Raw genomic sequence first — 5,458 nt, 5'->3', positions numbered from 1 at the left:
GCATCTGCTCCTTGAGAACTCAACAGCGTGCCAAAAATTGATGCCAGATATGTTCGGCCTGGCGTTCCTCTTCGGGGGTTCGTCGGTGTCGATTCGTTATGGTGGTGGCCCTCTTTGCCGGGGGTCACTTATGCCGAGATCAATCACGCAGATGTCCCATGTGCCTTCGGGTGTGTGGGGGTTATGCATCTATGGAGAGTTTGATCCTGGCTCAGGACGAACGCTGGCGGCGTGCTTAACACATGCAAGTCGAACGGTGAAGCCCTTCGGGGTGGATCAGTGGCGAACGGGTGAGTAACACGTGAGCAACCTTCCCCTGACTCTGGGATAACTCCGGGAAACCGGTGCTAATACCGGATACGAGCAGCGGCCTCATGGTCTGTTGTTGGAAAGAATTTTGGTCAGGGATGGGCTCGCGGCCTATCAGCTTGTTGGTGAGGTAATGGCTCACCAAGGCGACGACGGGTAGCCGGCCTGAGAGGGCGACCGGCCACACTGGGACTGAGACACGGCCCAGACTCCTACGGGAGGCAGCAGTGGGGAATATTGCACAATGGGCGAAAGCCTGATGCAGCGACGCCGCGTGAGGGATGACGGCCTTCGGGTTGTAAACCTCTTTCAGCTCCGAAGAAGCGAAAGTGACGGTAGGAGCAGAAGAAGCACCGGCTAACTACGTGCCAGCAGCCGCGGTAATACGTAGGGTGCAAGCGTTGTCCGGAATTATTGGGCGTAAAGAGCTCGTAGGTGGTTCGTCGCGTCTGCTGTGAAAGTCCGAGGCTTAACCTCGGATCTGCAGTGGGTACGGGCGGACTAGAGTGCGGTAGAGGAGATCGGAATTCCTGGTGTAGCGGTGGAATGCGCAGATATCAGGAGGAACACCGGTGGCGAAGGCGGATCTCTGGGCCGTAACTGACGCTGAGGAGCGAAAGCATGGGGAGCGAACAGGCTTAGATACCCTGGTAGTCCATGCCGTAAACGTTGGGCGCTAGGTGTGGGGTCCTATCCACGGATTCCGTGCCGCAGCTAACGCATTAAGCGCCCCGCCTGGGGAGTACGGCCGCAAGGCTAAAACTCAAAGGAATTGACGGGGGCCCGCACAAGCGGCGGAGCATGCGGATTAATTCGATGCAACGCGAAGAACCTTACCAAGGCTTGACATACGCCGGAAACACTCAGAGATGGGTGCCCCGCAAGGTCGGTGTACAGGTGGTGCATGGTTGTCGTCAGCTCGTGTCGTGAGATGTTGGGTTAAGTCCCGCAACGAGCGCAACCCTCGTTCTATGTTGCCAGCGGGTCATGCCGGGGACTCATAGGAGACTGCCGGGGTCAACTCGGAGGAAGGTGGGGATGACGTCAAATCATCATGCCCCTTATGTCTTGGGCTTCACGCATGCTACAATGGCCGGTACAAAGGGCTGCGAAACCGTAAGGTGGAGCGAATCCCAAAAAGCCGGTCTCAGTTCGGATTGGGGTCTGCAACTCGACCCCATGAAGTCGGAGTCGCTAGTAATCGCAGATCAGCAACGCTGCGGTGAATACGTTCCCGGGCCTTGTACACACCGCCCGTCACGTCACGAAAGTCGGTAACACCCGAAGCCGGTGGCCCAACCCCTTGTGGGAGGGAGCCGTCGAAGGTGGGACTGGCGATTGGGACGAAGTCGTAACAAGGTAGCCGTACCGGAAGGTGCGGCTGGATCACCTCCTTTCTAAGGAGCATCTAGGCTCATTGCCTTTCGGGGTGTGGGTCCAGTGCCCGCTCGGGGCGTTCGTCTCCGAGGGGTAGCTCATGGGTGGAACATCAATTAGTTGGCGGTCGGGTTCTCGTGTGTCCAGTACTTCTCTGCAGCTTGCTGCGGGGGATGGAACGGCATCGTGGGGGTCTGGTCGTCTGGCGCGCTGTTGGGTCCTGAGGGAGTGGCTGCGGTCACGAACTCCGGGGACCCTGTGGTCGGTCGAACCGCCACCCGCATGAACGCCTGCTGCTTGTCCTGTTCGTTGGGCTGGTGGTGGGTGGTGGGTGTGTAGGCGCCGAGGTGCTGCAGGGGACCTCCCGTTTCTTGAGAACTGCATAGTGGACGCGAGCATCTTTATCTTTGTTGCATCAAGTTGATAAGGGCACACGGTGGATGCCTTGGCATCAGGAGCCGATGAAGGACGTAGGAACCTGCGATAAGCCTCGGGTAGTTGGTAACCGAACTGTGATCCGAGGATTTCCGAATGGGGCAACCCGGCTGGAGTCATGTCCAGTCACCCGCGCCTGAACACATAGGGCGTGCGGAGGGCACGAGGGGAAGTGAAACATCTCAGTACCCTCAGGAAGAGAAAGCAAAAGCGATTCCGTGAGTAGTGGCGAGCGAAAGCGGAACAGGCTAAACCGTTCACGTGTGATAGCCGGCAGGCGTTGCGTGGGCGGGGTCGTGGGACCTCCTGGCTGGGACTGCCGTTCCAGCAGGGTGACGTTCATGTCATAGCCGAAGGACCTGGGAAGGTTCGGCACAGAGGGTGAGACCCCCGTAGGCGAAATGGCATGGCGGCCCTGGAGGGATCCCAAGTAGCACGGGGCCCGAGAAATCCCGTGTGAATCTGCGAGGACCATCTCGTAAGCCTAAATACTCCCTGATGACCGATAGCGGACAAGTACCGTGAGGGAAAGGTGAAAAGTACCCCGGGAGGGGAGTGAAATAGTACCTGAAACCGTGTGCCTACAAGCCGTTGGAGCCTTTAGGGGTGACAGCGTGCCTTTTGAAGAATGAGCCTGCGAGTTAGTGTTACGTGGCGAGGTTAACCCGTGTGGGGAAGCCGTAGCGAAAGCGAGTCCGAATAGGGCGTCTGAGTCGCGTGATCTAGACCCGAAGCGAAGTGATCTACCCATGGCCAGGTTGAAGCGCGGGTAAGACCGCGTGGAGGACCGAACCCACCAGGGTTGAAAACCTGGGGGATGAGCTGTGGGTAGGGGTGAAAGGCCAATCAAACTTCGTGATAGCTGGTTCTCCCCGAAATGCATTTAGGTGCAGCGTCTCGTGTTTCTTACCGGAGGTAGAGCTACTGGATGGCTAATGGGCCTCACCAGGTTACTGACGTCAGCCAAACTCCGAATGCCGGTAAGTGAGAGCGAGGCAGTGAGACTGCGGGGGATAAGCTCCGTAGTCGAAAGGGAAACAGCCCAGACCACCGGCTAAGGCCCCAAAGCGTGTGCTAAGTGGAAAAGGATGTGGAGTTGCCCAGACAACCAGGAGGTTGGCTTAGAAGCAGCCACCCTTGAAAGAGTGCGTAATAGCTCACTGGTCAAGTGATTCCGCGCCGACAATGTAGCGGGGCTCAAGCACACCGCCGAAGCCGTGGCATTCACACAACAGCCCGATGTCCCCTTGAGGGGTGTCCAGGCGTGTGGATGGGTAGGGGAGCGTCGTGTGGCGAGTGAAGCGGCGGGGGAACCCAGCCGTGGACGCCACACGAGTGAGAATGCAGGCATGAGTAGCGAAAGACGGGTGAGAAACCCGTCCGCCGAATGACCAAGGGTTCCAGGGCCAGGTTAATCCGCCCTGGGTAAGTCGGGACCTAAGGCGAGGCCGACAGGCGTAGTCGATGGACAACGGGTTGATATTCCCGTACCGGCGAAGAACCGCCCATATCGAATCAGACGATGCTGAGCACCATGAAGTTCGTCCCAGCTTGCTGGGGTGGGTGGATCGTGCGACCCAGATCTGTAGTAGGTAAGCGTATTAACAGGAGTGACGCAGGAAGGTAGCCTCCGCGGGGCGATGGTTGTCCCCGTCTAAGTGTCCGAGGGTTGAGCATTGGCAAATCCGTGCTCTACGTGCCTGAGGCGCGACAGTGACCGCGTATGCGGGAAGATGGGTGATCCTATGCTGCCTAGAAAAGCTTCGACGCGAGGTTCTAGCCGCCCGTACCCCAAACCGACTCAGGTGGTCAGGTAGAGAATACCAAGGCGATCGAGTGAACTGTGGTTAAGGAACTCGGCAAAATGCCCCCGTAACTTCGGGAGAAGGGGGGCCGGAGGCGTGAGAGCGCTGATGGCCGCAGAGACCAGGGAGAAGCGACTGTTTACTAAAAACACAGGTCCGTGCTAAGTCGTAAGACGATGTATACGGACTGACGCCTGCCCGGTGCTGGAACGTTAAGGGGACGGGTTAGCCGCAAGGCGAAGCTCAGAACTTAAGCGCCAGTAAACGGCGGTGGTAACTATAACCATCCTAAGGTAGCGAAATTCCTTGTCGGGTAAGTTCCGACCTGCACGAATGGCGTAACGACTTCTCCACTGTCTCAACCACAGACTCGGCGAAATTGCACTACGAGTAAAGATGCTCGTTACGCGCAGCAGGACGGAAAGACCCCGGGACCTTTACTATAGCTTGGTATTGGTGTTCGGAACGGCTTGTGTAGGATAGGTGGGAGACTGTGAAGCGGGCACGCTAGTGTCGGTGGAGTCAACGTTGAAATACCACTCTGGTCGTTCTGGACATCTAACTTCGGTCCGTAATCCGGATCAGGGACAGTGCCTGGTGGGTAGTTTAACTGGGGCGGTTGCCTCCTAAAATGTAACGGAGGCGCTCAAAGGTTCCCTCAGCCTGGTTGGCAATCAGGTGTTGAGTGTAAGTGCACAAGGGAGCTTGACTGCGAGACTGACAAGTCGAGCAGGGACGAAAGTCGGAACTAGTGACCCGGCCGTGGTGAATGGAAACGCGGTCGCTCATCGGATAAAAGGTACCCCGGGGATAACAGGCTGATCTTGCCCAAGAGTCCATATCGACGGCATGGTTTGGCACCTCGATGTCGGCTCGTCGCATCCTGGGGCTGGAGTCGGTCCCAAGGGTTGGGCTGTTCGCCCATTAAAGCGGCACGCGAGCTGGGTTTAGAACGTCGTGAGACAGTTCGGTCCCTATCCGCTGTGCGCGTTGGAGATTTGAGAAGGGCTGTCCCTAGTACGAGAGGACCGGGACGGACTAACCTCTGGTGTGTCAGTTGTTCCGCCAGGAGCACCGCTGATTAGCTACGTTGGGAAGGGATAACCGCTGAAAGCATCTAAGCGGGAAGCCTGCTTCAAGATGAGATCTCCGTGGGTTTAGGCCCGAGAGGCTCCCAGCTAGACTACTGGGTTGATAGGCCGGAGGTGGAAGCGTGGTAACACGTGCAGCTGACCGGTACTAATAAGCCGATGACTTGATAACAATGATTTGCTTCGCGTCCACTATGCGGTTCCCGAGATACGGGGGGCCAACAGACACACGAGTTCGTTCGTGTGGTGTGTTGGTTCCTGACATCTCGATAGAGTTTCGGCGGTCATGGCGAAGGGGAAACGCCCGGTCCCATTCCGAACCCGGAAGCTAAGCCCTTCTGCGCCGATGGTACTGCACGGGACACTGTGTGGGAGAGTAGGTCACCGCCGGACATTCTTTACGATAGGCCGCCCCGATTGGGGCGGCCTATCGTGCGTTAC

3 rRNA genes are annotated in these 5,458 nt (G+C 57.6%); all 3 read left to right on the top strand.

Annotated features, from left to right (window positions below):
- Nucleotides 1-188 precede the first annotated feature (188 nt).
- The 3 genes from ACR80Q_RS18095 (at nt 189) to rrf (ending at nt 5,410) form a co-directional block, all read left to right on the top strand.
- Nucleotides 189-1,706, top strand: a 16S ribosomal RNA gene (locus tag ACR80Q_RS18095).
- Between the two features lie 393 nt (nt 1,707-2,099).
- Nucleotides 2,100-5,189, top strand: a 23S ribosomal RNA gene (locus tag ACR80Q_RS18090).
- A 104-nt stretch (nt 5,190-5,293) separates the two neighbouring features.
- A 5S ribosomal RNA gene (gene rrf / locus ACR80Q_RS18085) occupies nt 5,294-5,410 on the top strand.
- The 16S, 23S and 5S rRNA genes sit together here, the layout of an rRNA operon.
- Nucleotides 5,411-5,458: the final 48 nt, after the last annotated feature.

The organism is Aquipuribacter aurantiacus, from assembly GCF_051216895.1.
In the GTDB taxonomy this organism is placed as follows: domain Bacteria; phylum Actinomycetota; class Actinomycetes; order Actinomycetales; family JBBAYJ01; genus Aquipuribacter.
The sequence above is the reverse complement of the archived record's forward strand: the minus strand, read 5'-3'. Positions and strand labels throughout refer to the sequence as shown.